Annotated in this window: 7 protein-coding genes; 4 read left to right on the plus strand and 3 right to left on the minus strand. The window is 59.8% G+C overall.

Annotated elements, in window-relative coordinates:
- Positions 1-109 precede the first annotated feature (109 nt).
- The 3 genes from murC (at position 110) to NW814_RS08585 (ending at position 3,539) form a co-directional block, all read left to right on the plus strand.
- Positions 110-1,507, plus strand: coding sequence for a UDP-N-acetylmuramate--L-alanine ligase (gene murC / locus NW814_RS08575; protein ID WP_414405968.1), 1,398 nt, complete (start codon positions 110-112; stop codon positions 1,505-1,507).
- Positions 1,508-1,570: 63 nt separating this feature from the next.
- Positions 1,571-2,563 carry a UDP-N-acetylmuramate dehydrogenase gene (murB, locus tag NW814_RS08580; RefSeq protein ID WP_414405961.1) on the plus strand — a complete coding sequence of 331 codons (993 nt, stop codon included), beginning with the start codon at positions 1,571-1,573 and terminating at the stop codon, positions 2,561-2,563.
- Between the two features lie 193 nt (positions 2,564-2,756).
- Complete coding sequence (locus tag NW814_RS08585; RefSeq protein ID WP_414405962.1) at positions 2,757-3,539, plus strand: DUF3598 family protein; 783 nt, start codon at positions 2,757-2,759, stop codon at positions 3,537-3,539.
- Here the strand turns inward: NW814_RS08585 and NW814_RS08590 are convergent.
- Entirely contained in the window at positions 3,505-4,287 is a 783-nt protein-coding gene (locus tag NW814_RS08590; protein WP_414405963.1) for an alpha/beta hydrolase, read from the minus strand. The genes NW814_RS08585 and NW814_RS08590 overlap by 35 nt on opposite strands.
- A 36-nt stretch (positions 4,288-4,323) precedes the next feature.
- Entirely contained in the window at positions 4,324-5,097 is a 774-nt protein-coding gene (locus tag NW814_RS08595) for a ZIP family metal transporter (protein ID WP_414405964.1), read from the minus strand.
- A gap of 329 nt (positions 5,098-5,426) precedes the next feature.
- Here NW814_RS08595 and NW814_RS08600 point away from each other — a divergent pair, with 329 nt between their 5' ends.
- A complete protein-coding gene (locus NW814_RS08600) occupies positions 5,427-6,056 on the plus strand; it encodes a hypothetical protein (RefSeq protein ID WP_414405965.1) in 630 nt (209 codons plus the stop codon).
- 3 nt (positions 6,057-6,059) lie between these two features.
- Here the strand turns inward: NW814_RS08600 and NW814_RS08605 are convergent, their stop codons facing one another.
- Complete coding sequence (locus tag NW814_RS08605; protein ID WP_414405966.1) at positions 6,060-7,061, minus strand: aspartate-semialdehyde dehydrogenase; 1,002 nt, start codon at positions 7,059-7,061, stop codon at positions 6,060-6,062.
- Positions 7,062-7,170: the final 109 nt, after the last annotated feature.

Genomic DNA, 7,170 nt, shown 5'->3' on the forward strand with positions numbered 1-7,170 from the left:
TTTAGGTGTGTGCGAGGAGTGAGGCAACGTTGCAATGGTGGAGACAGCGGGGGGAGAAGATCCCGGCATTTCGGTGCAGGCTCCGTCTTCATCTCTACTTGGGCAAAGCTTGGAGCTGTCGAACTCCTCCCTTTCGGCCTATCACTTTGTTGGAATTGGGGGGGTCGGCATGTCTGCTTTGGCCTATATTTTGGCGAAGAAAGGGTTTCGCGTTTCGGGGTCCGATATTGTTGCCAATAACCGCACTCGCCGCTTAGAGGCGTTGGGGGTGCGCGTTATTCAAGGTCACACGGCAGAGGGGTTGATTGGGAATCCCCAGGTGGTCTACTCCAGCGCCATTCGCCCCACCAACCCGGAATTAGCGGCGGCTCTAAACAAGGGACTAAAGGTTTGGCACCGAGCCGATTTACTAGCGGCTTTGTTTAACCATCGCCCCAGCATCGGCGTGGCGGGCACTCACGGCAAAACCACCACCAGCAGCATGATTGGCTACATGCTGCTTGCTGCGGGCTGGGATCCCACCCTCATCATAGGCGGGGAGATGGAGGCGTGGGACGGCAACGCTCGCCTAGGCCAGGGAGAATACCTGGTGGCGGAGGTGGATGAGTCAGACGGCTCGCTGGTGCGTCTCTATCCCAAAATTGGCGTGATCACCAATGTTGAGCTAGACCACCCAGATCACTATGCCAATCTGGAGCAGGTCATCCGGGCCTTTCAGCAGTATGGGCAGCAGAGCCAAACCCTAGTGGCCTGCCTGGATTGCCCCAACGTGGCCACCCACCTCAAGGTGGACGTGGGCTACAGCCTGGCCGGACATCCCCAAGCCCAGTACCAAGCGCGGCAGATTGTCTACAAGGGCAATTCCACTGCCGCCGAGATCTGGGAAAGGGGATCCCTGCTGGGTCAGCTACGGCTGCAAGTGCCGGGATCCCACAACCTCAGCAATGCTCTAGCAGCGGTTGCCGTTGGGCGACAGTTGGGCTTGGAGTTTCCGGTAATTGCCTCTGCCCTGGCCGAGTTTCGAGGGGTGCAGCGCCGCTTTGAGGCCAAAGGGGAGGTGGGCGGGGTTACCTTTATCGATGACTATGCTCACCATCCCAGCGAGATTCGCGCTACGCTGCAGGCAGCACGGCTACAACAGCGGCGCGTGGTGGCAGTATTTCAGCCCCATCGCCATAGCCGCTTGGCCGCCCTGTTTCAGGATTTTGCCTGCTGCTTTGAGAATGCAGATGTGGTGGTGATTGTGCCCACCTACGGGGCAGGAGAGCCAGCGTCGGAGCATTCTGACAGCTTGCGGCTGGCCGTGGCGGTGGCGGAACACCATCCCCAGGTGCGCTATGTGTCTTCTTTAGCGCAACTGCCGCAGGTGTTGACCTCCATTTTGCAAGCTGGGGATCTCGCCATCTTTCTGGGTGCAGGCGACCTCAATCAGCAGATAGCGGCTACGATGCGGGCATATGCAGCCCAGGTGGGGGAACAGCTCCAGACTCCTCCGGAGGGAGAATAGCCTGGGCAAAGAACCCACGCTTTCAACATGGCTGCTTCTGAGGTATCAACACTATGACGAACTATGACGACAGCTCCGCTGGTGCCTCAGCAGAACAGGTCCTGTGGGCCCGATGCCGCAGGCCATGCTGGTAACGAGGAGCTTCTTCCTGCTGGGCAAGAAGCGCTGCTGTCTGGACGGATTCGCCCAGGGATCCCCTTGGCCCCTCTGACCACTTTGCGGGTGGGGGGCAAGGCGGAGTGGTATTGTGAGCCCGGCAGCAACCCGGAGCTGCGGCAGTGTTTGGCTTGGGCGCGGGCAGAAGGGATCCCTGCCACTCTAGTGGGGGCAGGCAGCAATTTGCTCATCAGTGACGCTGGCTTGCCGGGGCTAGTGATCCACACCCGGCGTTTGCGCGGGCTGCAACTGCTGGAGGGGGGGAGGATCTGGGCCGCTGCCGGAGAACCTTTGGTCAACCTGGCGCGGGCGGCTGCCAAGCAAGGCTGGAGTGGACTGGAGTGGGCGATTGGGATCCCGGGCACGCTGGGGGGAGCAGTGGTGATGAATGCTGGCGCCCACGGGCATGCCATAGCGGACGTGGTGGTGGAGGTGCAGATTTTGGATGAAGAGCAAGAGCCCTGCCGCTTGAAACCCGCCGACCTGCAATTTGGCTACCGCCGCTCGCGGCTGCAGGACTTGCCCTGGACGGTTATAGGGGCAACATTGCAGTTGATCCCGGGCCAAGATCCAGCCCAGGTGCAGTGGGAAACCCAGCGCCACCTCAACCAGCGCCTAAGCTCTCAGCCCTATCATCTGCCCAGTTGTGGCAGCGTCTTTCGCAACCCCGAAACCTATCCCGCTGGCTGGTTAATTGAGCAAGTGGGTCTAAAGGGCTACCGAATCGGCGGAGCCCAAATCTCCGAGCGCCATGCCAACTTCATCGTCAATTGTGGCCAGGCCAGCGCCAATGACATCTACCGCCTAATTCGTCTGGCCCAGGAAAAAGTCTATCAACAATGGTCGATCCTGCTGGAGCCAGAAGTGCGCATTCTGGGATCTTTTATAGCTAATTCTTGATGATTTTTATGGCTCTGACTTAAGCTGCTCTTGTTTGGCTTTGCGGCGGCTCATGGGCTAGGGTATGGCTACTTTGTGTCGCTTCATTCCTCTAGAGCCTTCGTAACTGCGGTTACCCCAAAACCAGTAAAATACCACCCCGGAGCTTCTTCCCCATCGGCTCTGTCTTCAACGTTGCACTTCAGGCTTCTTCATGAAAACCCCGATACAATGCCTAGCCCTACACTTGGGAGAATGGCACGGCCTCTTTTTTGACTATCGACCTACTGCCCACGGTGGTTGGGAGCTAGTAGGCCAAAAGCGCAGCCTCATTACCTTTGAGGCTTTGGAGTTGGGCGCGATCCGCCAAACCAATGCCTACTACCCCCTGGAGGGATCCCCTAACCCAACAAGCCGCCAGAGCTGGGTTTACCGAGATTTCTCGCCCGGACTGCGCTTTTTCCCCGATGGCTCCTTTTCTAACGGGCGGCTGCAACTAGCGCCGTTTAGCGACTTTGCCGTTGAGCAAGGCTTTCTCTGGGGAGATCGCAAGGCGCGGGTGGTGCAACAGTGGGACGCCCAAGGTCGTCTGGTAGAGGTAACCGCGATCCTGGAGCGGCGCGGCCAAGCTTTGGATCCCGTTGCAGACTGTTCACCCCTGAGCAAAGAGCGACTGAGGGCCTGCCTCCAGGGGAGATGGCGGGGGATCGCCCAGAGCTTTGCGGTTGCCGAGGGCCGGTTTGCCCAAACCGAGGTGGACTGCTCGGGGGCAGAGTGGTTGAGCAACTGGGATCCCTTGCCGGGAGGGCTGTGGGTTGGCGGGCCGGATCCCTTGCCCATCCCTACCGCCCACCGGGATCGCAGCTTTTCGGTGAGCCTGAGCTGGTTTCCGCAGTCGGAAGACTGCCATTGTCTCTTGCGTTTGATCCGGGACTACGATGCCCGCGGTGCTTGGCAGCGGGTTACGCTGATCCGGGCGCAGAGGGATCCCGTTTGAGAAAGGCGCAAACCTGGGCAAACACGGTCTCCCGCTCGCAGTCCAAAGTGAGAACGTGGTCGGAGTGCTCCAGCCAATGCAGGCTCTTCTCGGCGGATCCCAGTTCCCGATACAGCCACACCGCTTGGTCGGGATCCACCACCGTATCTTGGCGCGGTTGCAGGATGAGGGTGGGCACTTGAATGCTGGCTACCTCCCCCTTGACCTGCTCGATGAGCTCGAGGGCGCTGCGCACCGCCGTCAGATTGAAGCTGCGGAAATAAGCCACTTTTTCTGCCAAAGCGCGGACATTGCCATCCCGGATCGGCAGGCGGAAGCGGGGGACATCGTCCAAAAGCCAGCCCAGGCTGTTGAGGTACTGCTCCAGGCGAAAGAGGTAGTACCAGCGGTGGCGAATGGCAAAAAACGGCGCCAGCAGCACCAATTTGTGGACAGGATGGGCAAAGGCCAGGTGCAACGCCAACAGGCAGCCGGTGGAAAACCCCACGAGCGAAAGGCGCGGGTACTCCTGGCGCAGAGCTAGGTAATGTTCCAAAGCCCGCCCATACCACTCCGTCCAGCGGGAAGGAGGCATGCGGGGTGCTGGGCGGTCATGGCCGGGGTAGTTAAACCCCTGCACCGTTAGGCCGGCTGCCAACAGCCGCTCCGCCAGCCACTGCAACTCGTAGACGCCACCCCCCAACCCGTGTAGCAGCAGGCAGGCGTGCTCCCGTGATCCCCGCCACAGAAAAGGCTCGTTGCTCAGCATTGAAAACCTCGCGTCAAGACAGGACAGGATCCCTTTCTAGCCCAGCGCAATATCGAGCAGCAGCATCAACACAAACCCACTGAGAACGCCAAAGGTGCCCTCCCGCTCCAACCCCTGCCGGTGCGACTCAGGGATGATCTCACCCGAGATAACAAACAGCATCGCGCCGGCAGCAAAAGCCATGCCCCAGGGCAGCAGCGGCTGAGCCAAGGCAACCACCGTCGCTCCCAAGATGCCACTGATGGGCTCCACCAAACCCGTCAGCAGAGCGATGGCAAAAGCAAACAGCCGCGAATACCCCTGGCCTGCCAGCGACAAGGCCACCACCAGCCCCTCCGGTATGTTATGCAGGCCAATCCCCAGCGCCAGCACCAACCCATCGCTGACTTGGCCAGTGGCAAATCCCACCCCCACCGCCAGACCCTCTGGGAAGTTGTGCAGGGCAATGGCAATGATGAAGAGCCAGATCCGCTTTAGATGGGCGCGGTTCACCCCCTCAGGCCCTTTGAAAAAGTGCTCGTGGGGAAAAAAGCGGTGGGCACTCTCCAGGAAGATTGCCCCTAGCAGCAGGCCCGCCGCCATCGCCACCGCCGCTCCAAACTGGGAATACCCCAGCGCCATGGCTGCCTCGGTGCCCGGCACCACCAGCGAAAACGAGGTGGCCGCCAGCATCACCCCACCCCCAAATCCCAGCAGGATCCCTTGCGCCCTTTCCGAGAGCGAGGGGAGAAACAGAGCGGGCAAGGCCCCTAACCCGGTTGCCAGCCCGGCGATCAAGCTGGCCAGGGATCCCATCGCGATTGGATGCACAGATCACTCTCCCTGAAGGCCCAATGCCTCTCAATTTTCCCCTTTTTCCGGCTAATTCCCATTCACCGCCTCTTTCTCCTCTGAAAATGACTCCCCAGTAGCGCTAGGCTCACCCCTACGGAAAACGCACTTCTAGTGTGTTCAATTGGCGATGACTAAAAGGAAAGCAGAGATGACAAGAAAAGCGATTACAAGGCATTTAACCCCACCTCCCCGACCCAACCAACACAACCGCCCTGCCGCTGACTGGCCTCTCTTTCTCCGATCCACTCCCTGCCGGCCTAATCGTTGCCAATCCTAATAACTTGAACAACGACTGTGGCGGGACGGTGGCAGCTCCCCCCGGGGCAAACTCCATCTTGCTGGTCAATGGCACCCTAGGAGCTAATGCTAGCTGCACCATCCGCTTGGATCTTCAAGTTACGGCCACCACAGCGGGATCCCTGACCAGCCCAGCGGTAGTCCTCAGCAGCAACCAGGCGCCCAATGCCACCGCAGCCGCCATTACCCTGACGGTAACGGTGCCGGCTCCCACCTTTACCATGGCCTTTGCTCCTAATCCCCGCACCCTATCCCTATCCCCTTCTGGCGTTGTTGCTACTGGAACTCTAACCTTCACCATCACCAACAACGCCGCTATACCCCTAACCGGCTTAAGCTTTAACCACACCTTGCCAGTGGCACCGCCTTTGACAATAGGGCCTGGTGCACCTCCTGCCTTGCCTGCTTCCTGCGGTGCCGGGGCTACCCTCACAGCTACTGTAGGTGGTAACACTATTCGATTCACCGGAGGATCAGTGGATGTAGGGCAAACTTGCACAGTGACTATCCCTGTCCAAACGGGAACTCTGACGGCAACTGGCGACTACAACTACCCCAACTCCCCAGTTACCCTAAACAGCACGCAGGCTGCCCCCGTTCAGACTGGGCCTGTTACTTGGAGAGTGGTGGTGAACTAGTCCTCACAAAAGTAGCTCGGCAATTTGAATGGCGTTGAGAGCTGCTCCTTTGCGGAGCTGATCCCCGCACAGCCACAGCTCCAGGGCCTTGGGCTCGGAGATGTCCTGGCGGATGCGGCCCACCGCCACTTCATCCTTGCCGGCCACGTCGATGGGCATGGGAAAGCGGTTCTGCTGCCAATCTTCAATGAGCACCACCCCAGGGGCCTGGGCCAGGATTTGCCGGGCTTTTTCCACAGGGAAGGGCTGTTCAAACTCCAGGTTGAGGGCCTCGGCGTGGGTACGCAGCACCGGCACCCGCACACAGGTAGCTGTCAGCCGCAGGTTGGGGGATCCCATAATCTTGCGCGACTCGTTGACCATCTTCATTTCTTCCTGGCAGTAGCCGTTCTCCTGCAGGGGGCTGTTGTGGAGGAAGAGGTTGAAGGCGATGGGGTAGGGGAACACCTGGGGCTGCAACGGCTGCCCCTGGAGGTAGGCGCGGGTTTGCTCCTCTAGCTCCACCATGGCGCGGGCCCCGGCCCCACTGGCCGATTGATAGGTAGCAGCCACCACTCGGCGAAGCGGGATGTGGCGATGCAGGGGGTAGATGGCCACGCACATCAGGATGGTGGTGCAGTTGGGGTTGGCAATGATCCCCCGGTGGCAAAAGGCTTCCTGGGGGTTGACCTCGGGCACCACCAGCGGGACATCGGGATCCAGACGAAAGGCGCTGGAGTTGTCGATCAGCACCGCTCCTGCCTTGACGATGGTTTTGGCCCAGGTTTTGGAGACACTAGCACCGGCAGAGGCCAACACCAGGTCCAGACCCCGAAAGGCCGCTTCTGAAACCGGCTCCACTGGGATCCGTTCCCCCTTGAAGGTCAAATAGGTGCCCGCTGAACGGGGCGAGGCCAACAGCTTCAACTCTGCCACCGGAAAGTGGCGCTCTTCCAGCAGTTTCAGCAGCTCCGCTCCTACTGCTCCTGTGGCCCCCAAGATGGCCACCCGTTGTTGCCGTCCCATGCTTTCTTGTCCTCAGGTTTTCCTCATTCTATGGCTCTCCTCTAGTCCTTGATTCCCTGGACAATCAGCCACTTTGTGGCATAACCAACCTCCTGCCTTGACGGAGATG

It is taken from the genome of Synechococcus sp. R65.1 (genome assembly GCF_047461755.1).
In the GTDB taxonomy this organism is placed as follows: Bacteria; Cyanobacteriota; Cyanobacteriia; order Thermostichales; family Thermostichaceae; genus Thermostichus.